The 23,294-nt window shown below is 70.7% G+C and carries 23 protein-coding genes and 2 tRNA genes; 17 read left to right on the top strand and 8 right to left on the bottom strand.

Annotated elements, in window-relative coordinates; all coding sequences use genetic code 11:
* Positions 1-90 precede the first annotated feature (90 nt).
* On the top strand, positions 91-2,736 hold the full coding sequence (locus IPG72_02750; protein MBK6767950.1) for a S8 family serine peptidase: 2,646 nt from the start codon (positions 91-93) through the stop codon (positions 2,734-2,736).
* Positions 2,737-2,798: 62 nt separating this feature from the next.
* On the opposite strand, the gene IPG72_02745 is transcribed toward IPG72_02750, so the two are convergent.
* Together IPG72_02745 and IPG72_02740 are read right to left on the bottom strand one after the other, a co-directional pair.
* Positions 2,799-3,251 carry an OsmC family protein gene (locus IPG72_02745; protein ID MBK6767949.1) on the bottom strand — a complete coding sequence of 151 codons (453 nt, stop codon included), beginning with the start codon at positions 3,249-3,251 and terminating at the stop codon, positions 2,799-2,801.
* A gap of 4 nt (positions 3,252-3,255) precedes the next feature.
* Positions 3,256-4,188: a hypothetical protein gene (locus IPG72_02740; GenBank protein MBK6767948.1), complete on the bottom strand. Its 933-nt coding sequence runs from the start codon at positions 4,186-4,188 to the stop codon at positions 3,256-3,258.
* A 223-nt stretch (positions 4,189-4,411) separates the two neighbouring features.
* Between IPG72_02740 and IPG72_02735 the strand changes: the two genes are divergently transcribed.
* The 4 genes from IPG72_02735 to IPG72_02720 all read left to right on the top strand — a co-directional run bounded on the left by IPG72_02735 (position 4,412) and on the right by IPG72_02720 (position 7,090).
* Positions 4,412-4,975: a GNAT family N-acetyltransferase gene (locus IPG72_02735; protein MBK6767947.1), complete on the top strand. Its 564-nt coding sequence runs from the start codon at positions 4,412-4,414 to the stop codon at positions 4,973-4,975.
* A 15-nt stretch (positions 4,976-4,990) separates the two neighbouring features.
* Complete coding sequence (locus IPG72_02730; protein MBK6767946.1) at positions 4,991-5,398, top strand: hypothetical protein; 408 nt, start codon at positions 4,991-4,993, stop codon at positions 5,396-5,398.
* 70 nt (positions 5,399-5,468) lie between these two features.
* Positions 5,469-6,020, top strand: coding sequence for a signal peptidase II (gene lspA, locus IPG72_02725; GenBank protein MBK6767945.1), 552 nt, complete (start codon positions 5,469-5,471; stop codon positions 6,018-6,020).
* Positions 6,017-7,090 carry an RluA family pseudouridine synthase gene (locus tag IPG72_02720; GenBank protein MBK6767944.1) on the top strand — a complete coding sequence of 358 codons (1,074 nt, stop codon included), beginning with the start codon at positions 6,017-6,019 and terminating at the stop codon, positions 7,088-7,090. The genes lspA and IPG72_02720 overlap by 4 nt, the downstream gene beginning before the upstream one ends.
* Here the strand turns inward: IPG72_02720 and tatA are convergent.
* On the bottom strand, positions 7,087-7,302 hold the full coding sequence (gene tatA / locus IPG72_02715; GenBank protein ID MBK6767943.1) for a twin-arginine translocase TatA/TatE family subunit: 216 nt from the start codon (positions 7,300-7,302) through the stop codon (positions 7,087-7,089). The genes IPG72_02720 and tatA overlap by 4 nt on opposite strands.
* Before the next feature lie 230 nt (positions 7,303-7,532).
* On the opposite strand from tatA, the gene IPG72_02710 reads away from it, so the two are divergent.
* From IPG72_02710 to IPG72_02700, 3 genes are all read left to right on the top strand, one after another.
* Positions 7,533-7,607, top strand: a tRNA-Lys gene (locus tag IPG72_02710).
* Positions 7,608-7,745: 138 nt separating this feature from the next.
* A complete protein-coding gene (locus tag IPG72_02705; GenBank protein ID MBK6767942.1) occupies positions 7,746-7,976 on the top strand; it encodes a DUF433 domain-containing protein in 231 nt (76 codons plus the stop codon).
* 4 nt (positions 7,977-7,980) lie between these two features.
* On the top strand, positions 7,981-8,340 hold the full coding sequence (locus IPG72_02700; protein ID MBK6767941.1) for a DUF5615 family PIN-like protein: 360 nt from the start codon (positions 7,981-7,983) through the stop codon (positions 8,338-8,340).
* A gap of 321 nt (positions 8,341-8,661) precedes the next feature.
* On the opposite strand, the gene IPG72_02695 is transcribed toward IPG72_02700, so the two are convergent.
* On the bottom strand, positions 8,662-9,630 hold the full coding sequence (locus IPG72_02695) for a TerC family protein (GenBank protein ID MBK6767940.1): 969 nt from the start codon (positions 9,628-9,630) through the stop codon (positions 8,662-8,664).
* Positions 9,631-9,953: 323 nt separating this feature from the next.
* On the opposite strand from IPG72_02695, the gene IPG72_02690 reads away from it, so the two are divergent.
* On the top strand, positions 9,954-11,888 hold the full coding sequence (locus tag IPG72_02690; GenBank protein MBK6767939.1) for an APC family permease: 1,935 nt from the start codon (positions 9,954-9,956) through the stop codon (positions 11,886-11,888).
* Positions 11,889-11,911: 23 nt separating this feature from the next.
* Here the strand turns inward: IPG72_02690 and IPG72_02685 are convergent, their stop codons facing one another.
* The gene (locus tag IPG72_02685) at positions 11,912-12,994 is read right to left on the bottom strand and encodes a histone deacetylase (protein MBK6767938.1); all 1,083 of its coding nucleotides are present in this window, start codon (positions 12,992-12,994) and stop codon (positions 11,912-11,914) included.
* A 16-nt stretch (positions 12,995-13,010) separates the two neighbouring features.
* Complete coding sequence (locus IPG72_02680) at positions 13,011-14,027, bottom strand: J domain-containing protein (GenBank protein MBK6767937.1); 1,017 nt, start codon at positions 14,025-14,027, stop codon at positions 13,011-13,013.
* Between the two features lie 214 nt (positions 14,028-14,241).
* On the opposite strand from IPG72_02680, the gene IPG72_02675 reads away from it, so the two are divergent.
* Both IPG72_02675 and IPG72_02670 read left to right on the top strand, forming a co-directional pair.
* Complete coding sequence (locus IPG72_02675) at positions 14,242-16,266, top strand: PAS domain-containing protein (protein MBK6767936.1); 2,025 nt, start codon at positions 14,242-14,244, stop codon at positions 16,264-16,266.
* The gene (locus tag IPG72_02670) at positions 16,263-17,000 is read left to right on the top strand and encodes a response regulator transcription factor (GenBank protein MBK6767935.1); all 738 of its coding nucleotides are present in this window, start codon (positions 16,263-16,265) and stop codon (positions 16,998-17,000) included. Before IPG72_02675 ends, IPG72_02670 begins: the two co-directional genes overlap by 4 nt.
* Here the strand turns inward: IPG72_02670 and IPG72_02665 are convergent.
* On the bottom strand, positions 16,989-17,456 hold the full coding sequence (locus IPG72_02665) for an Hsp20/alpha crystallin family protein (GenBank protein ID MBK6767934.1): 468 nt from the start codon (positions 17,454-17,456) through the stop codon (positions 16,989-16,991). The genes IPG72_02670 and IPG72_02665 overlap by 12 nt on opposite strands.
* 210 nt (positions 17,457-17,666) lie before the next feature.
* Positions 17,667-18,314: a DNA-3-methyladenine glycosylase gene (locus IPG72_02660; GenBank protein MBK6767933.1), complete on the bottom strand. Its 648-nt coding sequence runs from the start codon at positions 18,312-18,314 to the stop codon at positions 17,667-17,669.
* Between the two features lie 319 nt (positions 18,315-18,633).
* Here IPG72_02660 and IPG72_02655 point away from each other — a divergent pair, with 319 nt between their 5' ends.
* From IPG72_02655 to clpX, 6 genes are all read left to right on the top strand, one after another.
* Positions 18,634-19,215, top strand: a complete 582-nt coding sequence (locus IPG72_02655; protein ID MBK6767932.1) for a hypothetical protein — start codon at positions 18,634-18,636, stop codon at positions 19,213-19,215.
* Positions 19,212-19,499, top strand: coding sequence for a hypothetical protein (locus IPG72_02650; GenBank protein MBK6767931.1), 288 nt, complete (start codon positions 19,212-19,214; stop codon positions 19,497-19,499). Before IPG72_02655 ends, IPG72_02650 begins: the two co-directional genes overlap by 4 nt.
* Before the next feature lie 78 nt (positions 19,500-19,577).
* Positions 19,578-19,659 (top strand) — tRNA-Leu (locus IPG72_02645).
* A 95-nt stretch (positions 19,660-19,754) separates the two neighbouring features.
* Complete coding sequence (tig, locus tag IPG72_02640; GenBank protein ID MBK6767930.1) at positions 19,755-21,095, top strand: trigger factor; 1,341 nt, start codon at positions 19,755-19,757, stop codon at positions 21,093-21,095.
* A gap of 49 nt (positions 21,096-21,144) precedes the next feature.
* Positions 21,145-21,813: an ATP-dependent Clp protease proteolytic subunit gene (locus IPG72_02635; protein ID MBK6767929.1), complete on the top strand. Its 669-nt coding sequence runs from the start codon at positions 21,145-21,147 to the stop codon at positions 21,811-21,813.
* A gap of 94 nt (positions 21,814-21,907) precedes the next feature.
* The gene (clpX, locus tag IPG72_02630; protein MBK6767928.1) at positions 21,908-23,272 is read left to right on the top strand and encodes an ATP-dependent Clp protease ATP-binding subunit ClpX; all 1,365 of its coding nucleotides are present in this window, start codon (positions 21,908-21,910) and stop codon (positions 23,270-23,272) included.
* The last annotated feature ends 22 nt before the right edge of the window (positions 23,273-23,294 follow it).

Below are 23,294 nucleotides of genomic sequence, written 5' to 3'. Positions count from 1 at the left end.
GCGTGTATCATCCGGCGCTGCGCCGGCCAAAACTCGTGGCCCGGTGGCGGAGGCGTTCGGTCCCAATCGGCCGTGACAGGAGCTCGAAGGATGTCCTCGAAGCGCACGCTCGCACCCCTATTCGTCCTCGCCGCCGTCCTCGGAGCGACGATCGTCGCATCCGTCCGGACGCCGCAGCCGGTGGCGCAGGCCGCCGCGGCGGGCACGCGGCAGGACGATGCGGTGGCCTTCGGCCGCTACCTGATCGGCTTCACGCCGGACGTCGCCGAGGCCCAGGCGCGCGGCATTGCGGCGGCCAACGCGCTGGTGGACGATCTCTGGATCCCGCAGCTCCACGTATTGTCCGTGGCCGCGCCGGACGGGACGCTCGCGCCCGCCACCGAGACCGCCCTCCTCAAGACGCCCGGCGTGCGCTACGTCGAGCCGGACGGCCTGGCACACGCCGTCGACGTGCCGGACGACACGCTGTACGGCAACCAGTGGGCGCCGGACAAGATCGGCGCCGAGGAAGCCTGGGATGTCACGACGGGCTCGGCGAACGTCGTCGTCGCGGTCATCGACACCGGCGTCGATCTCCAGCACGAGGACTTCAACGGCAAGTTCACTTCCTACGGCCACGACTTCGCGAACGGCGACAGCAACCCGGACGACGACAACGGGCACGGCACGCACGTCGGCGGGATCATCGGGGCGAACACGGACAACAACCTCGGCGTCGCCTCGATCGGGCGCCAGACGAAGCTCATGGCGATCAAAGTGCTGGACAGCGGCGGCTCGGGCCAGTACAGCTGGATCGCTTCCGGGATCACGGCTGCCGCGGACAACGGCGCCGACATCATCAACATGAGCCTCGGCGGATCGACGAACAGCCAGACGCTGCACAACGCGGTGGATTACGCCTTCGGCCAGGGCGTGCTCGAGGTCGCGGCATCGGGCAACAGCGGCAGCTCGAACATGTTCTACCCGGCCGCCTACAGCAACGTGATGGCGATCGGCGCCACGACGTCGAGCGACGTGCGCGCGTCGTACTCCAACTACGGCAGCTGGCTGGAGATGGTCGCCCCCGGCTCGTCGATCCAGAGCGCATGGTGCTGCTCGGCGAACTACGCGAACGCCAGCGGGACGAGCATGGCCTCGCCGCACGTCGCCGCCGTCGCCGCCCTCCTGCTGGCGGTCGACCCGACGCTGACGCACAACGAGATGTGGGGCATCCTCCAAGGCAGCGCCGTCGACCTCGGCTCGTCCGGCTTCGACAACTTCTACGGCTGGGGCCGGGTGAACGCGGACGACGCCGTGGCCACCGCCGTCGCCGGCTCGGGCAACACCGCCACCCCGACGATCACCCCGTCACCGACCCCGAGCCCGACGCCGACGCCGATCACCGTCATCCTGAACCCGGTCGCCGACGCCTACGTCGACGCGGGGTCGCCGAACACGAACTTCGGCCTCCTGCCCAAGCTCCTGACGAACAGCGGCACGGTGCGCAACGGCTACCTCCGGTTCGACGCGAGCGGGGTGAACGGGAACATCATCCTCGCCGAGCTGCGGCTCTACAGCATGAGCGGCTCGTCCGCCGGCTACGACGCCCGCGGCGTGGCGGACAACAGCTGGGGCGAGACAACGGTCACGTTCAACAGCGCGCCGGCCGCCGGCGGCGTCGCCGGATCGTCCGGCGCGATCACGGCCAACAGCTGGACGCTCGCCAACGTCACGTCGGCCGTCGCCGCCGGCGGACTCGTCAGCCTGGCGGTCACTTCGACCGATCCGAACCCGATCTTCCTCCTCCCGCGCGAGCAGGCGAACTTCAAGCCCGAGCTGCGGATCACGTACACCGGCGCCAGCCCGACGAGCACGCCCACCAGCGCCGCCTCGGCCACCCCGACGACGGCACCGAGCACGACCGCCACCCCGTCGCCCTCCCCCAGCCCCACCCGCACTTCGACCGCGACGCCGACGACGCCGCCCACGATCACGCCCTCCCCCACCGCCAGCGCCACGCGCACCTCGACCGCGACGCCGACGACCCCGCCGACGGCCACCCCGTCGCCGACCGCCAGCGCCACCCGGACGTCCACCGCGACGCCGACCGTCACCTCGACCCCGACGGTCACGCCGATCCCGACGGCCACGTTCACCCCGTCGCCGTCGCCCACCGCCACGCTCACCGCCACGCCGGTCCCGACCGCCACGGCCACGAACACCCGCACCAGCACGCCGACGTTCACGCCGAGCCCGACCGCGACGTCCAGCCCAACCGCGACGGCGACGCCGTCGACGTTCGTCTTCACGACCGAGGCGGACGCTTTCGTCCTGAGCGCGAACCCCGGCGGCAACTACGGCACGGACATCCGGCTGCGGACGAACGCATCGCCGGCGGAGAACAGCTACGTGCGGTTCAACGTGCAGGGGCTGTCGAACAGCGTCACGTCCGCGGTGCTCCGCGTGCGGTCGCTGACAGCCTCGAGTTCCGGCTTCAACGTCCACGCCGCCAACAGCAGCGCCTGGGGTGAGACGACGATCACGTTCAACAACGCCCCGGGCTTCGGCGGCGCGATCGTCGGCTCGGGCGGCTTCAACGCGAACGAGTGGGTGAGCGTGAACGTCACCAGCGCCGTGACCGGCAACGGCCAGGTCACGTTCGCGTTGACCGGCGCCAACGCCTCCGTGACGGCCTACGCGGCGCGCGAGTTCTCGAGCGGCACGTTCGCCGCCCAGCTCGTCGTCGTCACGCCGTGAGCGGGCTGACCGGGTTGGCGTCGGCGATCGTCGTCACGGGGTAGCGCCCCTCCAGCCGGCGATCAGCCCGCCGCACCCTCGCCGCCGTCGTCCGCCACGATCCGCACGACGGTCTTCACTTCGCACGGCAGCTTGAACGTCGCCGAGACCGAGCAGTACTTCTCGTCCGACAGATGCACCGCGCGATCGACGACCTTCGGATCGACGTCGCCGTGGACCTCGTACGTCAGCGTGACGGACGTGTAGCGCCGCGGGTGGTCGGCGGCGCGCTCGCCGCTGGCGTGGACCGTCAGCTTCGTGAACGGCTGGCGCGCCTTCTTCAGGATGTCGACGACGTCGATGGCCGTGCACCCGGCGATGGCGGCCAGCATGAGGTCCATCGGCCCGGCGGCGTAGGACGCCCGGCCGTCCGCGCCGTGCCCGCCGCCGTTGTCGATGAAGACGTGCTGCCCGTTCATCTCGGCCACGAACACGCCGTCGGCCAGATAGGTCACCGCCGCCTGCTTATCGGCCATCGTTCTACTCCGCGTCCGGGGGTGGGTTGGATGGGGGATTTTCGGCTTCGACCGCGGCTTCGCCGTCCGCCGGGCCGTCCGCCGGGCGCGCGCGCATCGTCGCGCCCGTCCAGAGGCCGAGGATCACCAGGCCGACGGCCATCATCGTCCAGGCGATCAGCGTCCGACCTTCGGCCAGATCGCTCAGGCCGAAGCCCGTCGGGGCCGTCGGCAGCGGCTCGGCGGCGTCCGCGCCCTCGGGCAGCGGCACCGAGCCCGGCTGGGCGCCCGCCGAGGCAACGGCCTCGAAGCGCATGCAGTGCTCCACCGGCGAGCCGTACGACAGGAGCAGGACGCACCACCGGTCGTCGCGCGCCGGGCCCGTCGCCCGGGTGGCCTGGCCGCCGATCCGCAGCGCCGCCTCGGCGCCGGACTCGAGGCGGTCGATGTGCCAGCGCACGAGCGACCCGGCCCGCGCCGTCTCGCCCGGCTCGACATCCAGCGTCGCATCCACGAAGGCGGCCGGGAGCATCACGTCGATCGTCACGTCCAGCGCCGCCGCGCGGTCGCGGTTCTCGATGTCGACGCCCAGACGCACGAGGTCGCCGACGACGGGCAACGGGGGGTCGATCCAGACGTCCGCCCGCAGCGCCGCCGCGGAGATCGGCGTCGGCGACGGGGTGGCGGTGGCGGCCGGCGTGCGCGTCGGGCGGCGCGGCTGCGTCGGGACCGCCGTCGGGCCGCCCTCCTGCGCGTGGGCCACCGCGAACAGGCGGAGGCCTGACGGTGCGACGGCGGACGGGCGGGCGGCCATCGCGCCGAACAGGGCACCGAGAAGGGCACCGAAGATGACGCCGAACAGCGCGCCGAAGGCCGCACCACGCACGGCACGCCGCCGCCGGACGCGAGGCGCCGGGGCGGGCGGGCGGACGGCGGAGGACGGGTCGGGGACGGGCATGGCGGCGCGGGATGGTAACACGGAACGGAACGCCGGCACACACCGTCCATGACACAAGGGCTTTGACCCGAGAGCACGGACACGAGGGCATTGGCCGAGGGCATCGGCCGAGGGCATCGGCCGAGGGCATTGACACGATCGCAGACCGCGCTAGAATCGCCGCACCCCGGCTCCAGGCTCGGCCACAGACCGGGCGAGGACGGGCCAGCGCAAGGAGGATCCGATGCTGCACGGAGAGTTGGTGACGCTCCGCCCGATGGAACGGGCCGACATCCCGCGCCTCTGGGAGTTCGCCCAGGACCTCGAGGTCGGGCTGGCCACCGGCACGGACGGACGGCCGACGCCGCTGGCGGTGGTCGAGCAGATCTACGAACAGCGCTACAGCCACGTCCTCGAAGGCGCGATCAACTTCGGCGTCGAGGCGCACGGGCTCCTGATCGGCGGCATCGAGTTCCGCAACGTGAACTGGCTGAACAGGACGGCCGAGATCATCCTGTTCATCGGCGACCCGGCCTACCGCCGCCACGGCGCCGGCACGGACGCGCTGCGGGTGGCGGCGAACTATGCGTTCAAGCTGCTCGGTTTCAATCGACTGACCTACACTGTACCCGAAGACAACACGGGCGCGGTCAGCGCGTACACCCGGGTGGGCTTCAAGCAGGAGGGCGTCCTGCGCGAGGCGCACTACCGCGACGGCCGCTACCTCAACCTGCTCGTGCTCGGCCTGATCCGGGCCGAGTGGCAGGATTCGTCACCGTTGACCCAGCTGACCGCACCCGCACGCTAGGCCGCAGGAGATCTGATGACCGAGCCAACGTCCGCAAGCCCGTACGACGCCGCCTTCATCGCCGTGCAGAAGGAACGGTTGCTGGCGGAGCGCGCCCAGATGCAGCAAGAGATCGCCAACGACTCTGAGGAACTGAAGGCCTGGATGGGCGATACGGACGGCGGGGACACCTACATGAGCGAGGACGCCACCGCCCTGACGGAGCGCGAGCTCGACATGACGCTGATCAACAATGCCCAGACGATGCTCCGCGACATCGAGGACGCGCTGGCCGCGATCGACGCCGGGACGTACGGTTGGGACGAGGACGATGGCGTCTGGATCCGCGCCGAACGGCTCGAGGTGCTCCCATGGGCGCGCCACGAGGTGAAGGTGGACCGCCGCCGCCGCGACGACGACGACCTGGCCCTTGACGTCGACTGAGCCACGGGAACGGGACGACGGGCTTCGCGCCGCGCCCGGCGCCGGCCGTGCCCGCGCCGCCGCCCACGGCCTGTTCGCCGCCGCGCTCCTGTCCACGGTCGCGCTCGATCAGCTCACGAAGCACTTCGTCCGGGGCTGGCTGGCGCCCGGCGAGCGCTGGCCGGGCGCCGAGTCGGCCTTGACCAAGGTCTTCACCTTCACCCACGTCCACAACACCGGCATGGCGTTCGGCCTCGGCCAAGGCAGGAGCGAGGTCTTCGCGCTCATCGCCACCATCGTCGTCCTCGGCCTCATGGTCTACCAGTCCCGCCTGCCGCTGGACGCCGGCTGGCTGCGCCTCGCCCTCGGCTTGCAGGCGGGCGGGGCGATCGGCAACCTCACGGACCGCTTGCGCCGCGGCTACGTCACGGACTTCTTCGACTTCCAGGTCTGGCCGGTGTTCAACATCGCCGACTCGGCGATCTTCATCGGCGTGGCGATCCTGGCATGGCACTTGTGGCGGACGGAGGATGACGGGGGGCGCTCGGCTGTCGATGCGGAGCGGACGGATGTCGACGCAGGGCGGAGGGATGTCGACGCCGTGCAGCCGGCGGGCGCTCGCGCGGAAGTGGGCGACGGATGAGCGAACCGCGCACGTTCACGGCGGACGCCGCGGATGACGGCGAGCGGCTCGACGTCGTGCTGGCGCGTCGGGTGGGTGTGCTGCGCGCCGAAGCGCAGCGCTGGATCGGCGCCGGGCGGGTTCAGGTCGACGGCCGGGCGGCGAAGGCCGGCGGGCGCTTGGCAGCGGGCGCCGTCGTCGCGGTCGGCGCGGGCATGGCGGAAGTGGTGGCATCGCCGACGGCTTCGGCGGGCGCACCGCTGGACGTGCTGTACGCCGACGACTCGATGCTGGCGGTGGCCAAGCCGGCCGGGCTGGTCGTTCACCCCGGCCTCGGCCACGCGGACGGCACGCTGGTGAACGCGCTCGCCGCGCGCTTCCCGGACATCGCGGCCGCGTTCGGACCCGAAGATCCGCGGCCCGGCATCGTCCACCGTCTGGACGCCGATACGTCGGGCGTGCTCGTCGTGGCGCGCACGCCGGCCGTTCGGGCGGCGCTGCAGGCGCAGTTCAAGGGTCGTTCGGTCGACAAGGTCTATCTGGCGATCGTCCGCGGCGCCGTCCAGCCGCCGCACGGCCTGATCGACGCACCGCTCGGCCGCGACGCCGTCCATCGGCAGCGGATCGCGGTGGTGCCGGGGGGGCGGGTGGCGGTGACGGGCTACCACGTGGCCGTCGAGCGGCCGACGGACAGCCTGATCGTCCTGCGCCTGTTCACGGGCCGGACGCACCAGATCCGCGTTCACCTGGCCGCCATCGGGCACCCCGTAGCGGGCGACCGCGTCTACGGCCGCCCGGACCGGGCGATCGGCCGCATGGCGCTCCACGCCTGGCGCCTGGCACTGACGCACCCGGTGACCGGCGAGCGGCTGACGATCGAGGCGCCGCTCCCGGACGACTTGGCCATCGAACTCACGCGGCGCTACGGGCCGGCGTGGGCGGAGCACGCCACGGCAGCCGCGGCGGCGCTGGCGCTGTGGCCGACGCCGGCGTCCGTGCTGGCGGAGGAGCTGGCCGAGGAGCGGACGGAGGACGATCTCGGGAGCGAGGATGTGGGCGAGAACGAGGGCGAGCGGGATCCGCTGCCCTAGCTGACGAGCTTCGGCCCCGATCCATCCGCCTCGGTCGCGGCAGCCGGAGCCGCCGGAGCGTCCTTCTTGTCGTCCGTCGACGAGTTGCGCCGGAACTCGCTGATCCCGCGCCCGAGCGCGCCGCCGATCTCCGAGATCTTGCCCGCGCCAAAGATGATCAGGACGATCACCAGGATGATGAGCAGTTCCGGCATCCCAATGCCACCAAGCATGCGCCGCACCTTTCGTGTGCCGTCCGGCGCCGAGGCCGGCCCGCCGGGTACGGGTTCGAGTATACACCCGCAGCGGCGGCCGAGGTCGGAGGGTTGTGCCCGCCCCGGACGTCGATACGGCTGCCCGCCCTGGGTCCATTCCCCGTTCGAGGCCGCCGCCGACCCCCTCCGCGACGGCCGTCCGACAGTTTGACAGTGCGCCCGTCGTGGCTACAATGGCCCATCCGCACGCCGACGTAGCTCAATGGTAGAGCAGGGGACTCTTAATCCCTTGGTTGTGGGTTCGACTCCCTCCGTCGGTGCCAACGGTACGACGCCCGGCCGCCTTCGCAGGCGGCCGGGCGTCTTGATGTTCGGCTCCCGCGGCGGCGGCTGATCGGATAGAATGGGCGTGGGAACTTCGGGGTGGCGTCGGCAGCCATACACGTTGGACGGAGCGGGCCATGGACTGGCGTGAGCATATCGCGATGGACGCGGACGTTCTGGCAGGCAAGCCCGTTGTGAAGGGCACCAGGCTGGCGGTGTCGTTCCTGGTCGATCTGATGGCCCAGGGATGGAGTGTCGCCGACCTCCTCGCCAACTACCCCCGACTGACGGATGCCGACGTGCGTGCGTGCTTGGCTTACGCGAGCGAGTCCCTTGAACGCGAGGCCGTCTATCCGCTGGCAGTATAGTTTCGTGGAGATCCTGGCGGATGAGAACATACCGGCCGCGGTTGTCGAAGCGCTACGAGCGCGCGGCCACGATGTGGTCTGGGTGGCCGATCAGGCACCGAGCACGGGCGATCCGAGCGTGCTCGCACTTGCGCAGATCGGCGCGCGCCTGCTCGTTACGCAGGACAAGGACTTCGGGGCGTTGGCCTACAAGTCGAGGCTTCCAGCTGGATCCGGGATTGCGCTCGTCCGATTGACCTCGCCTTCACCTTCGGTGCTGGCTGGCGTACTTGTATCCGTACTGGAGAGTCGAACGGACTGGGCAGAGCCCTTCGCTGTGATCGAGCCGGGCCGCGTGCGGATGCGCTCATTGCCGGAGCGCTAGGACGTCAGGGCACGTCATGCCGGGGGGGAACTCCAGGCTGATGGTTCGACTCCCTCCGACGGTGCCAACGAACGACGCCCGGCCGCCTGTGAAGGCGGGCCGGGCGTTGTGCTGCCAGCCCCGAACCGGCCGGCATCCTTCGGCCGCCCGTCCGTTGCATCATCGGCGATGAACAAGGCACGAGTGGATCGGCGCCACATCACAGTGATTCACCGCCAGATCACTGTGATCCAGCGCCAGATCACTGTGATGTGGCGCCGATCCACTTGCTGTCTGCAATCACGAGGTCGTCGCCCTACCGCCCTACCGCCCTGAACGGCGCTACGCCGACGACTCCGTCGCCCCCGCTCCACCCCCCGGCGGCCGCAGCACCGACGCCAGCGCCGCCACCGTCAACGTCGCCGCAATCACCCCCAGCGACCACTGGCTGGAGATGTCGACATGGACCGGCCAGGACTTGGGCAGCTGCTCCAGGATCATCTTCGTGCCGATGAAGGCCAGGATGAACGCCAGGGCGGGCTTGAGGTAGTGGAAGCGGTCGACGGCGCCCAGCAGGACGAAGTAGAGCGAGCGGAGGCCGAGGATGGCGAAGACGTTGCTCGTGAAGACGATGAACGGGTCGCTCGTCACGCCGAATACGGCCGGGATCGAGTCGAAGGCGAAGATCACGTCCGTCGTCTCGACCATGAACAGGACGACGAACAGCGGCGTGGCGGTCAGCTTGCCGGCCTCGCGGATGAAGAACTTCGACCCGTGATAGCGGCTCGTGACCGGCAGCAGCCGCCGGGCCAGCGTGACCGCCCACTTGCTCTCGACGTCGATCTCCTCCTCGGCGTTGAACACCAAGCGGTAGGCCGTCACGAGCAGGATGGCGCCGAAGATGTAGAGCACCCAGTCGAACCGGCTGATCAAGGCCGAGGCGGTCAGGATGAACACCGCGCGCAGGATGAGCGCCCCGAGCACGCCCCACAGGAGCACGCGGTGTTGGAGCTCGGCCGGCACGCTGAACGACGCGAAGATGATGACGAAGACGAAGATGTTGTCGATCGAGAGCGATTGCTCGAGGACGTAGGCCGTCAGGAAGTCGGTGGCCGCCTGGGCGCCGCCCTCGTGGCGCACGCTGACCAGATAGGCGAACGCGAGCGCGAGGCCGACGAGCACGAGCGTCCACAGGCCTGCTTCGCGCGCGCTGACCTTGTGCGGGTTGCGGTGGAGCACCTTCAGGTCGATGAACAGCAGGCTGAGGACGAAGACAATGAAGAGGACCCACGACCACGGTCCGAAGCCCAACGCTGGCACTGATGGCACGTCCGCCCTCCCTCAATCGCCCGAATTGCGACCGGATCCGGTCTCGAACCCGGGCCGCAATCGACCGTGGTCGCACGCCACCGAGACCGCTCGCGACCCAACGAAAAGGCGAGACCGTCGCCCGTTGCGCTCACCGCGGTCCCGCCTGCGCCCGTCCGTTTTCCGCGGCCCGAAACTTTACAGCGCCGCGGCGCGTGACTATACCAGTCGGGCGACTGCCGCGCGAATCCATCCACGGCCCTACAAGTCGCGATCGCGACCCCCGCGCCGCTGGCGTGGCAACCTGAAATCACGAGCCCCATCCCATGCAAGTCAACCCCGACGGCCTGAAGCGCATCCTCATCGGCCGTCCCTTCCCAACGAGCGCCAGCGCCCACGAGCGGCTTGACAAGGTCCGCGGCCTGGCCATCTTCGCCTCGGACCCGATCAGCTCCAACGCCTACGCCACCGAGGCGATCATGCACGTCCTCATCGTCCTGGGCTCCGGCGCCCTGGCGATGACGATGCCGATCGCCCTCGGCATCGCCGCGCTGATCGCGCTGGTGTGCACCAGCTACGTCCAGACGATCCATCACTACCCGCACGGCGGCGGCGCCTACTCCGTGGCCAAGGACAACCTCGGCCCGAACGTCGCCCTCTTCGCCGCCGCGGCCCTTATGACGGATTATGTCCTCACCGTATCCGTGTCGGTCGCTGCCGGCATCCGCGCGGTCACCTCGGCGTTCCCTGACCTCGTCGAACTGCGGCTGCCGCTCGCCATTGCGGCCGTCCTGCTCATCGCCTGGATCAACCTGCGCGGTGTGCGCGAGAGCGGAACGGTGTTCGCCTTCCCGACATACGCCTTCGTGGCCGGCGTCCTCGTCACCATCGGGCTCGGCTTGTCGCGGATGTACGGCCTGTTCGGCCTGCCCCCGCTGGACCCCCACCCGGTCGTGCTGCCCGCATCGGTGGCCATCGACCCGTGGTCGCTGGCCTACACGTGGCTCCTGCTGCGCGCGTTCGCGGCAGGCTGCACGGCCCTCACCGGCATCGAAGCGATCTCCAACGGTGTGACGGCGTTCCGGAAGCCCGAAGCCCGCAACGCGGCCACGACGATGGTGTGGATGGCCGTCATCGCCATGACGCTGTTCATCGGCATCAGCTGGCTGGCCACCCACATGGCGCTCATCCCGACGGACGAGGGCGAGAGCATCCTTTCCCAGATGACGAACAGCGTCTCGGAAAACCTGTCGGGCGGGCGGGTGCTGTACTACTGGGTTCAGACGTTCACCGCGCTCATCCTCCTCCTGGCGGCGAACACGGGCTATCAGGACTTCCCGCGGCTCGGCTTCTTCCTGGCCCGCGACGGCTACATGCCCCGCTGGATGCAGAATCGGGGAGATCGACTGGTATACAGCTCCGGCATCCTGTTGCTCACGTTCATCGCCGGCATCGTCCTCGTGATCTTCAACGCCGAGGAAATCCGGATGCTGCCGCTGTACGCGATCGGCGTCATGATCAGCTTCACGCTGTCGCAGGCCGGCATGGTGGTGCTCTGGGGCAAGGTGAGCCGGCTCAAGCCCGGCGAAACGATGCGCACCGAGGTCACGACGCTCCACCACGAGCGCAACGTTGTTTGGAAGCGCGTGCTGAACGCCACCGGCGCGCTCGTGACGGGCATCGTGCTCGTCGTCATCACCGCCACCAAGTTCCTTGAGGGCGCCTGGATCATCGCGCTCCTCATCCCGCTGTTCGTCTGGGCGTTCCTGGCCATCCACCGCCACTACGGCCGCGTGGCGGATATGCTCTCGACGAACGAGCGCGAGGACACGCTCGCCAGCCTGACCGAGGTGGCCGACGTCGTCATCGTGCCGATCCCCGACGTCCACCGCGGCACGCTGCGGGCGCTGAAGTACGCCAAGAAGCTGAGCCCGAACGTGCGGGCCGTGGCGATCATCACGGACGACGACCAGCAGGCCCGGATCCTGCGGCGCTGGGCGCGCTTCCCGGAGCTGACGAAGGACGAAGAGATCCATCTGATCAACTACGACTACCGCGACATCATCGACCGGTTGGTCGAGTACATCATCGAGGTCAGCACCGAGGAGTTCCCGAACCAGCTCGTGACCGTCGTCGTCCCGGAGTTCATCCCGCGCAACGCCATCGAGCGCCTGCTGCACAACCAAACGGCCAACATGCTCCGCCGCCGGCTGCACGCGGAACCGAACATCGTCGTGATCGACATCCATTACCACGTGTAGGGGCACCCCTTGTGGGTTTGACGCTACAATCGGTGGCGACTCCGTACGGCATCGATCCACGCATTCACCGACGGCTCCCCCTGATCCGATCGCCCCAACGCCGCCAACGCCGCCCGCCCGTGCAACGCCCGCACCACGTTCGCGACGCCCTCGCCCAGCGCCGGCAGGTCGTAGCCGCCCTCGAGGACGAACGCGATCCGGCCCTCGGCGTGGCGCGCGGCGATGTCGGCGAGGGCCTTCGCGGCGGTGTGGAAACCGGCGCCGGTTACCGTCAGGCCGGCCAGCGGGTCGCGGAACGAGGCGTCGAAGCCGGCGGAGACGAGGACGAGTTCGGGGCGCACGCGCTCGGCCAGCGGCGCGACGACGTCGGCGAAGACACGATCGAACGCCGCGTCGCCCGCGCCACTCGGCAGCGGCACGTTGACCGTCGCCCCACGGCCGGCGCCTTCACCGACCTCGTCGAGCGCGCCCGTGCCCGGATACGCGCCCTGCTGGTGCGTCGACACGAAGACGACGCTGCCGTCGCCGTAGCAGATCTCCTGCGTCCCGTTGCCGTGATGGACGTCGAAGTCGACGATCAGCACGCGGCCGATGCCCCGCGCTTGGGCGTGGCGGGCGGCGACGGCGACGTTGCCGAACAAGCAGAACCCCATCGCCTGAGCGGGGCGGGCGTGGTGGCCGGGCGGCCGGGCGAGGGCGAAGGCGCTGCCGGCGCGGCCGTCGAGCACGGCGTCGACCGCGGCCATCGCGGCGCCGGCGGCGCGGCAGGCATCGTCGAACGACGACGGCGTGACGTACGTCGGCGCCGGGTCGATCAGACCGGGCGCATGGGCCATCGCCGCACGGAGCGCGTCGATGTAGCGCCGGTCGTGAACGCGGGCGAGGGCGTCATGGGGGGCGGGCGCGACGTCGAGGCGGGGCAAGCGGTCGGCCCAGCCGTCGGCGGCGAGGGCGTCCAGGATGGCCGGGATGCGGCCGGCGTGCTCGGGGTGGCCGGGGTCATCGTGGCCGGGGGACGGGACGACGGCGAGGGCGATCGTGGCGGCGCCTTGGACCGGCGCCGGCTCGGTGTCGGGATCGCTGTCGCGTGGCTCGGGCTCCGTCATCGTCGCGTCCGGATCCCTACGGCGCCGGGCGCAGCTTCGCCAGCGTCTCGAACATCGACCGCTCCTCATCCGTCAGGTCGCGCGGCAGCTCGACGTCGACCGTCACGAAGAGGTCGCCGCGCGTGTCGGGCGCGCGGAGCTTGGGCATTCCCTTGCCGCTCAAGCGAAATCGCTGGCCGTTGCGCGTTTCGGGCGGGATCGTCAAGCGCGCGCTGGAGCTGCCATCCGGCATCGGCACGGCGGCCTCACCGCCGAGGAGGGCCGTGTAGAGCGGGACCTTGACGGCCGCGCGGAGATCATCGCCGTCGCGCTGGAACCGCGGATCGGGCTGCACCTCGACGATGAGGAACAGATCGCCCGCGCCCGCCTGCCCCGGCTGGCCCTCGCCGCGCACCCGGACCTTGCTCCCCGTCTTGACGCCGGGCGGGATGCGAACCTCGATCCGCCGGCCGTCGAGCTGGAGCTGGCGCGCCGTGCCGCCGTAGGCTTCGGCCAGCGTGATCGGCACCGCGGCCTCGAGGTCGCCGCCGCGCGGGGGCATCGCCGCCTGGCGTGATCCACCGACGCGCGAACGGCGGCCGGCCTGTGCGTCGTCGCCGGCGCCGCCGCCCATGCCGCCGCCGAAGAGCGACTCGAAGAAGTCGGAGAAGCCGCCTCCGCCGCCGCGGCCGAAGATCGCTTCGAGGTCCTCGGGCGATAGGTTGCGCACGTTCGTCCGGCCCCCGCCGGGCGCTCCGGCGCGCCGCCCGCCCGGCGCCCCGCCCCACTGCGACCAGTCGAAGCCGTCGGCGCCGCCCGCCCGCTCGGACTGGCGCCACGCCGCGCCGAACTTGTCGTACTTGGCGCGCTTGTCCGCATCGCCCAGCACCTCGTACGCCTCGGCGACGTCCTTGAAGCGCTGCGAGGCGGCCGCGTCATCCGGATGAAGGTCCGGATGGCTCTCCTTGGCCAGCTTGCGGTAGGCGCGGCGGATCGCCTTGTCGTCGGCGGTGCGGGGGACGCCGAGGATCTTGTAGTAGTCCTTGTAGTCCATTTCGATCAAGCCCGTTCGGTCAAGCCAAGGACGTGCGCCCCAGAGCCGGCGACGCGACGAGGGTGTGGTGCGCGCGATTGTAGCCGCTCGGTGTTAGACGGGCGTCAGCGGCGCTTGGCGGGTCCGGTGCGCCGTGGCACAAGATCGCCCGTGAGCACCAGACCCGCCGCTGCGCCGTGTCATCCGCCCGCACACCGGACTAGAATAGCCGGCCATGCCCATCCCCCCCACGCCGTCCCTCCGCCAACGCGACTACCTCCTCGGCATCGCCCGCGCGATGACCGAGGCGCTCGAGCCGCGCGACGTGATGGCGCTCGTCCTCAAGACCGCCGTCACGATGACCGGCGGCACGGCCGGTGCGATCGCGATCCGCGGGGACGGGCGCGGCGGCTTCGGCACGCTGGACACGGGCGGACGGGTCGGGCGCGATGCGCACGACGACGACGGGCTGCGGATCGTGGCGAGCTACCACCTCGAAGAGAAGCTCGTCGAGCACCTCCACAGCAGCTTCGACCCGGCTTGGCCCGCTCCGGCGTCCAGCAGCGCGGCGGCCAACAGCGCGGCGGCCAGCGCCGCCCCCGACGCCGACGCCGACGCGGCCCGCTCGACCGTCGACTCTGACGACGCCCTCGACAGCGCCCTCGACGGCGCCCCCGCCGAGATCGACGGCCTGACGAGCCGGCGCATGACCGCCCTCGCCTTCCCGGCTGCCGACTTCTCCCTGCCCGCGCTCCCACCGCCCGCCGGCCCGCTCGTGGCCGTGCGCACGCTGCCGGGCGATGACGAGGACATGGACGTCGTCACGCTGCCGCTGCGGCGGCGGGCGCACGAGATCGGGCAGATCGTCGTCTTCCGCAGCCAGGGCGCGGCGGTCTTCGCGTCGGCCGACGACGAGGTGCTGCGCGCCTTCGCCGACCAGGCCGCGATCGCGATCGAGAACGCGATGCTCCACGCCCGACTGGCGGCGCGCGAGCACCAGCTGGCCGAGGTCGTCGACGGCAGCCCGACGGGCATCCTGCTGCTGGACGGCGCGGGACGGATCGTCGGCGCGAACCCGGCGGCGGAACGGCTGCTCGGCCGCCGGCGCGACGAACTCGCCGGACGAACGCTGCGCGACGCGCTGCCGCTCGAGGGCGAGGACGGCCGGCGGATCGGGATCGATCCGGCCGCGTCGGCGGACGGCGGTCTCCGGTGGACCGGGCGGCTGCCGGACGGTGCGCGCCAGCCGTGGCTGCAAGTTCAGATCACCGCGCTCTCGGCCGTGGCCGATGCCGTCGGCGAGGTCGACGCGCCGGACGGCGTCGAGTCGGTGTCGGGCTCGACGGCAGGCTCGACGGCAGGCTCGACCGCGGGATCGACCGCGGGATCGCCACCGGCGCCGGGTTCGACACGCACCGCGCCCGACGGATTCGTCGTCAACGTCGTGGACGTCACCGCCCTGCGCGAGGCGGAATCCGCCAAGAACACCTTCCTGGCCGGGCTGTCGCACGAGCTGAAGACGCCGCTCGCCCTGATCCGCGGCTTCGCCGAGACGCTCCAGCAACCGCAGATGGCGGGCGATGATGCCTTCCGCGCGCAGGCCGTCGACGTGATCCTCGACGAGACGACCCACCTGACGCACATGGTCGATCAGCTACTCCTGGCCGCCCGCCTCCGCGCCGGCGCGCTGCCGCTCGACCGCCACACCGTCGATCTGCGCGACATGCTCGCCCGCTCCGTCGAGTCGTTCCGGCGCGTCCACCCCGACCGCCGCTGGCAGACCGAGCTGGCCGACGTCGGTCCGATCGTCGCCGACCCGGTGCGGCTGCGTGAGGTCTTCGACAACCTCCTGTCCAACGCCGTGAAGTACTCGGCGCCCGGCACGCCGATCGCCGTCGTGCTGGGGAGCGACGGCCCGGACGGCGACGGCCCGGCCAGCGACGTGATCGTCCAGGTGATCGACCGGGGAATCGGCATCGACCCTGCCGACCAGGCGCAGCTCTTCGGCCGGTTCTTCCGCGCCCACACGGACGGCGGCGCCGACGGCACCGGCCTCGGGCTTTACATGTGCCGGGCGATCGTCGGCGCGCACGGCGGTCGGATCGACGTCCGGAGCACGCCGGGCGAGGGGAGCACGTTCACGGTGCGGCTGCCGCGGGCGGCGGCGGCGGAGCGCGGCGGAATCGCGGGCAGTGACAGCGGCGCGGGCGGGGATCAGCCGCCGGCGAGCGACGACGGACGACAGAGGTGGAGCACATGACGGACGCCACGCTGCTGAAGGACCGGCTCGTCCTGGTCTGCGACGACGAGCAGCGGATCATCCAGTTCGTCCGCGTGAACTTCGAGATGCAGGGCGCTCGGGTCGATGAGGCGCACGACGGTACGACGTGCGTGCAGAAGGTGCGTGAGACGCTGCCGGACCTCGTCGTCCTCGACGTGAACATGCCCGGCATGGACGGCTTCGAAACGCTGCGCGAGCTGCGCACCTTCTCCGATGTCCCGGTGATCATGCTGACGGTGCAAGCCGACGAGACGGACCGCATCCGCGGCCTCGACCTCGGCGCGGACGACTACGTGGCCAAGCCGTTCTCGCCAAGTGAGCTCGTCAGCCGCGCCCGCGCCGTCCTGCGCCGAGTCCAGACGCCGCGCGACAACCGGATCGTCGTCGTCGACGAGGATCTCCAACTCGACTTCGCCCACCGCGAGGTCATCGCCAAGGGCAAGCGCGTGAAGCTCCGGCCCACGGAATGGCGCCTGCTCTACCACCTCGTGAAGCACGCCGGGTGGCTCCAGACGCACGAGGTCATCCTGACGAACGTCTGGGGGCCGGAGTACGTCGACCAGGACAACTACGTCCGGCTCTACATCACCTACCTGCGCCAGAAGATCGAGCCCGAACCGTCCCACCCGCGCTACATCGTGACGGAGCGCGGGATGGGCTATCGGTTCGTGGATTTCGGGGGGAAGAAGGACTTGCCGGGCCTAGTTCCGTGAAACCTCGATCTTCCGCGCCTTCACCGACTCGGCCTTCGGCAGCTCGAGGCGGAGGATGCCGTCGACATAGCTGGCCGTGATTCGCTCGACATCGAGCGGCACGCTCAGGTCGAAGCGGCGCTCGAAGCGGCCGTTGGGGCGCTCCTTGATCAACCACGTCCGGTCCGCGGCCTGCGCCGGCGCCTCGCCGGACACGACGAGCGTGTCGCGCTCGATCGTCACGTCGAAGGCATCGGGGGCGACACCGGGCATCGCCAGCTCCACGATCACGGTGTCGCCCTCCTCCCAGGCATCGACGGCCGGAGCGAGGGGGCCGCTGGCGCGGGCGGGCCCGCCGGCCGGCCACCGGACGACGCTGTCCGCGACGAGCCGGTCCATCGCCTGGCGCAGCGAGAGAACATCGGGGGAAAGGTCGGTCACGGGGCTCCAGGTGCGGCGCACGATCTTCGTCGTCATCGTTCAGCTCTCCTCGTTCGATCGGCGCGTCCGGCGCAGCGGTGCCGGACGCGTGGGGTGTGTGTTGGCTGAAGCGTAGAACGAGCGCGTTAGAGAGATGCTAGCGGTGTGCTGGAGGCGCGTTATAGCCGCCGGCTGGCTTGCCGGGTCGGCTTGCCGGATCGGTTTGCCGGGTCGGGCGGATCGGCGGCCGGCGGGTCCGATCCGCGGTCAACCGTCGACGGGCGCGCGGGCGGCCGGATGGGACGGGCGCGCCCGGCTGACGGCACGGCTGTCCGGGTCGAAGAAGCGCAGCGGTGCGGCCGCCCATGGGCCGGCGTAGTCCACGCCGATGCGCGCCGAGGTCGCCAGGCGCCCAGGCTGCGTTCCGTCCTCGAACCACAGGCGGGCGCCGACGGGCGCGTCGGTCGGGCAGACGTTGTGCCCATCGTCGGCGCGGGTGACGCCGAGGTGCCGGGTGAGCAGGCCGGGGCCGCGGCACGCGGCGACGTCGAGGGGCTGGTCGGGACGGACGACCTCGGCCGCGCGCAACAACACCGCCTGCGCATCGCCCGCCGGACCGGTGACGACGTTCAGCAGGTGGTGCAGGCCATAGATCAGGTAGACGTAGGCATGACCTGCCGGGCCGAACATGATGGCCGTGCGCGCCGTCCGCCCGCGCGCCGCATGGCACGCCAGATCGTGCGCCCCGACGTACGCTTCGGTCTCGACGATGCGGACGCGCTGCACGCTGCCCGCACCGGCCACCGCCAGCGTGGCGCCGACGAGCGCCCGGGCGACGGTTTCGGCGTCGCGGGCAAAGAAGGCGCGGTCGATGGGCGTCGGCGTGGACGGGGCGACGGTCGGCGCGGTGATCATGGGCGGATCGATCATGGGCGGATCATACGGGCATCGGCGACGGCGCGGCAGTCGACGACGTTGGGTTCGCGGCGGCAGTCGATGCGCACCGATCGGTCAGCCGGCGGCCAGCCGCAGCGTGTGGCCGTCCGATGCGGTCTCTCGCCCGTTCTGACTCGACGCTGCTGCATCATCGCGGCTGTTGCATCATCCCTGCTGTTGCATCATCGCTGTCGTTGCATCATCGCTGTTGTATCATCGGCCCTCACCCGCCCGACCCATCGTCGGCGACGGGCTCCGCTTGAGATCAACGACCCCCGCCCTGCCTTGAGGAACCGCCATGTCGCGCCGCCCGATCCCGATGTTCGCCGCCACCACCGCCGCACTCGGCGCAGCCGTTCTCGCCCTCGCCGGCTGCGGCGGCGCGCCGGCTGAGACGCCGGCGGAGTCCACGGCCGTCGCGATCGCCGGCCTGCCGGTCACGCCGACCGTCGTCGCACGGCTCGAGCCGACCGCGACGCCGACCGCCGACCCGGCGGCCGACCCGTGGCACCCCGTACAGGACGCCGACCTGGCGGACATCCCGGTGCCGGTGGCCGCGACGCGCGTGGCGTACGAGCCGGCGACGGCGGACCTCGACGCGGCGGCCGAGTACGCGATGGACGACTTCGACGAGGACGCGCTCGTCGCGTGGTACAAGGAGCAGATGACGGCGTTCGGCTGGGGCTTGGACAGCGAGGAGGACGGCTCGTATGTCTTCCTCCACACCGTCGATCGCTCCGATCGGTTCGCCGACAAGGGCCTGAAGCGCACGGCGACGCTGCTCCTTTCGGGCTCGACCGACGAGGCGGAGTGGACGCTCATCGTCGAGGCGCCGAAGGGAACCTCGATCGTGTCGGCGACGGCGACTCCATCGCCATGACCCGCAGCGACACCGTCGCCATCGTCTTCTATCAGGAGAGCACCGGCGTCCCTCCGGCCGTCCGCGCATGGCAGGAGCGCAACCCGGCATGGCGGCGCAGCCTGGACGAGGTGATCATCTGCCCGGTCTGCGGACTGCCGATCCGGGCGATCGCCGACATGGCGCTGCTGGACAGCGAGAGCGTTCAGGACGAGATCCGCCGCTACCGCCAGGACTACCTGCGCGCCGCGTGCTCGAACCACGCCTGGCCGCCTGAAGAATACTGGACCGTGCGCGGCCGTTAATGTCGTGCTAGAACGGTTCGGCTGTCGCAGAAATGGCTATCCCCGCCCTGCACCGACCGCTATAATCCTCCGCGGCGCGGGGGAGTGGCGGAATTGGCAGACGCGCATGCCTTAGGAGCATGTGGGGCGACCCGTGGGAGTTCGAGTCTCCCCTTCCCCATCCGAGCGGGGCCGCGCCCATCTTGACCTCGACGATCTGCTTGATCCCGACGCCCCGCTTGATCCCAACGAAGAGCCGCGAGACAGGAGTCCGGGTTGCACGTCAGCAGCGAAGAGCTTGGCCAGCGCCAGCGCAAGATCACGATCGTCGTCACGGACGACGACGTGGCGCGCGCCAAGCAGGACGTGGCCAAGGAACTCGGCAAGCGGGCGCGCGTGCCCGGCTATCGCCCCGGCACGGCACCGCTCGATCGGCTCGAGGCGCTGCTCGGCGCCGAGGCGCTGGAGAGCGAAGCGGTGGAAAAGCTCGCGCAGCGCGGCGCCCGGCAGGCCGTCGAGCCCGGCGAGGCGTACACCGGCGTGTCGGTCGATGCGAACGTCGTCGGCCGGGACCCCCTCACGATCGAAGTGACGGTCCCGCTCCAGCCCGCCGTCACGCTTGGCGACTACCACGCGCTGCGCGTCCCCGCCCCCAACCCGCCGGCCATCGGCGACGACGAGGTCGACGCGGTGCTCCAGGGCTGGCGGCGCGAGATGGCGGTGCTGACGGACGTCGAGCGCCCGGCCGTGGCCGGCGACATCGTCACGCTCGGTCTGGTCGGCCGACACGCGGATGCCGTCGTCTTCGAGGACGAGGCGCTGACGCTCGCCCTCGACCCTGAACGGTTCGACGCCACGCGGCTGCCGCCGGCCGTGATCGACAAATTGACCGGCGCACGTGCGGGCCAGGCGCTCGACTTCACCGTCACCTACCCCGCGTTCTGGCCGGATGCCGCGCTGCAAGAGCAGCCCGTCGCGTTCAGCGGCACCGTCACGCGCGTCGCCGAGCTGCAGCTGCCCGAGCTGGACGACACGCTGGCGGCGACGCTGGCGGACGTCGACAGCGTCGAGGGGCTGCGGGCGCGGGTGCGGGCGCAGATGGAGGAGCGCGCGCGGATGGCGCTGCAGGATCAGCACATCGAGAGCGCGATCGACGCCCTCGTCGCCGCGGCCAACGTCGACTTCCCGCCGCAGTTGCTGAACGCCGAGATCGCCCGCTATGTCCACGATCTAAAGGCCAAGGTCGAGGAGCAGGGGTTCGTGTTCGAGCAATGGCTCGGGCTGCAGCCCGAGGGCGCCGAGGCGCTGTACGCCCAGATCGAGGGCGAAGCCGACAAGCGCATCCGGCGCCAGCTCGTCCTGACCGAGTTCTGCGCCGCCGAGGGGATCCGCGTCCGATCCAACGAGATCGACGACGAGGTGAAGTTCTTCAGCCGACTCGTCGGCGCCAGCAAGAAGGACGGCCCGGGCGGCCCGGGCGGCCAGAGCGCCAAGGGCGCCCGGTCCCGCCGCGGTCCGATGCCCTCCGTCCACGAGATGCGCAGCTCGTTCGGCGCCCGCATCCTTTCCAGCCGCGCCATCGCCCGCCTGATGGCGATCACGAGCGGCAACCCATGACACCCCATCGACAACACCCCCGCACATCTTTCGCTCAAGAGGAGTTCCCGTGACACAACACGAAACCGACCGCCCGCACGCGATGATCCCGATGGTCATCGAGCAGACCGGCCGCGGCGAGCGCGCCTTCGACATCTACAGCCTGCTGCTCAGCCAGCGGATCATCTTCCTCGGCACCCCGATCCACGACCAAGTGGCCAACGTCATCGTCGCCCAGCTGCTCTTCCTCGACCGCGAGGATCCGAACAAGGACATCCACTTCTACATCAACTCGCCGGGCGGCATCGTCTACGCCGGCCTGGCGATCTACGACACGATGCAGCTCATCCGCGCCGACGTCCGGACGTACGCGATCGGCACGACGGCCTCGATGGCCACGGTGCTCCTGGCCGCCGGCGCCAAGGGGAAGCGCGTCGCGCTGCCGAACGCCACGATCCACATGCACCCGGCCGGCGGCGGCAGCCGCGGCTACGCCCAGGACGTCGAGATCCAGGCGCGCGAGCTGCTGCGGCTGAACCACCGGATCCAGCAGATCATCTCGTTCCACACCGGTCAGACGCAGGAGCAGGTGGCATCCGACTTCGAGCGGGACCGCTTCCTTCTGGCGCAGGAGGCCGTCGACTACGGCCTGGTGGACGAGGTGCTGCCCGGCCCCGAGGGCCTACCGGCGCCGACGCGCGGTCCGGGATTCGCGACCCTCAACGGCGTCACCAACTGAGTCGAGATCCGCGTCGCCCCGCGAGCGCCGTTCGCGGGTTGCTCCGCATCCGCCGGGATGCGTGGCTGCGCATCGCCGCCAGGGAGTCCTCGAGATGACGAAGCCCCGATCGAAAAGCCACTTCTGCTCGTTCTGCAAGCGCCAGCAGGACCAGGTCACGCGGCTGATCGCCGGCCCGGACTCGGTCTACATCTGCGACGAGTGCGTCGATCTCTGCAAGGAGATCCTGGCGGATGAGGAAGCGCGCGAGACCTCGACGCCCGAGCTCTTCCTGCCGCACGTCCCGTCGCCGCGCGAGATCTACGATGGGCTGGACGCGTACGTCATCGGCCAGGAGCGGGCCAAGAAGGTGCTTGCGGTGGCGGTGTACAACCACTACAAGCGGATCCACCACGCCGAGGCGAACGCCGAAACGGCCGAGCTCGCCAAGAGCAACATCCTCCTGATCGGCCCGACGGGCTGCGGCAAGACGCTGCTGGCGCAGACCCTCGCCCGCCTGCTCGACGTCCCGTTCACGATCGCCGATGCCACGGCGCTGACCGAGGCCGGCTATGTCGGCGAGGACGTCGAGAACATCCTGCTCCGGCTCATCCAGGCGGCGGACGGCAACCTGGAACGGGCGAGCAAGGGGATCATCTACATCGACGAGATCGACAAAACGGCGCGCAAGAGCGGCGACAATCCGTCCATCACGCGGGACGTGTCCGGCGAGGGGGTGCAGCAGGCGCTCCTGAAGATCATCGAGGGCACGGTGGCCCACATCCCGCCCCAGGGCGGTCGCAAGCACCCGCACCAAGAGTTCATCCAGCTCGACACGTCGGACATCCTGTTCATCTGCGGCGGCGCCTTCCCGGGCCTCGACCAGGTCGTGCGCAAGCGCGTCCTGCGCGCCGGCTCGCTCGGCTTCCAGTCGGGCGACGGCGGCGCGGCCGCCGTGATCGACGAGCCGCGGATCCTGCAGCACACGCTGGCGGACGACCTCCTCACGTTCGGCCTGATCCCGGAGTTCGTCGGCCGCCTGCCCGTCGTCGTCGCCGTCGACCCGATGGACGAGCCGATGCTCGTGCGGATCCTGACCGAGCCGCGCAACGCGCTGATCAAGCAGTACCAGCAGCTCTTCTCGCTGGACGGCGTCGAGCTGCAGTTCACGGACGATGCGCTCAAGGCCATCGCCGGCGCCGCGCTCGGCATGCAGGCCGGCGCGCGCGGCCTGCGGACGATCCTCGAGCGCACGCTCCTCGAGACGATGTTCGAGATCCCGGAGCGCGACGACATCACGAAGTGCGTCGTCCGCGGCGAAACCGTCCTCGGTGGCGCCGCACCGCTCCTCCTCACCCGCGCCGGCGTGCCCGCCGCTCCCACCGCCCGGCCGGCCAAGCGCGTCCACGCCGAGGCGCCGGCCCCCCTCGTCCTCGGCGCCGACGTCGACGACCAAGCCGACGGGATCGAGAGCGCCTGACGCGCCGGCGTTCGCGCCGGAC

The organism is Candidatus Avedoeria danica, from assembly GCA_016703025.1.
GTDB lineage: Bacteria > Chloroflexota > Anaerolineae > Epilineales > Epilineaceae > Avedoeria > Avedoeria danica.
This window is presented reverse-complemented; position numbering and strand designations above follow the sequence as displayed.